The following is a 382-nucleotide window of genomic DNA, read 5'->3' on the forward strand; positions in this document are numbered from 1 at the left end:
TCCACGCGCACGGCCGTCGAGGGGACGGCACCGCGCTCCGCCGGGTCCTGGAGCGCGAGGATCGCGCCCCGGTAGCGCACCGTCGACGTCGACTCGTCCGCGATCCGCTCGAGCGTGCCCGCGGCCGCGGCCTCCTCGAGCGCCGCCACGACGCCGTCCAGCTCGGCGCCCTGGGGCGCCGTGCTCGACATCGGTACCTCGACCTCGCCCAGGCGCAGCACGACCGGCTCTCGGGCGAGCCGGCCGAGACCGCCGCCCTCGGCGATCGGGGCCACGGTCAGCGCCTCCACGGGCTGCGAGCCCTCCAGCACCGCGTCGCCCGCCTCGACCCGGTCCCCCAGGCCGACGAGGGGACCGGTGACCGCCGGCACGGCGTCGACGA

Annotated in this window: 1 protein-coding gene; it reads right to left on the bottom strand. The window is 78.3% G+C overall.

Going from position 1 to position 382, the window contains the following annotated elements; genetic code table 11:
* Positions 1 to 382 (bottom strand): hypothetical protein (locus G3I78_RS50830; protein WP_164437448.1); only part of this gene is annotated, 382 nt, incomplete at both ends.

It is taken from the genome of Streptomyces sp. SID13726, assembly GCF_010548375.1.
Taxonomy (GTDB): domain Bacteria; phylum Actinomycetota; class Actinomycetes; order Streptomycetales; family Streptomycetaceae; genus Streptomyces.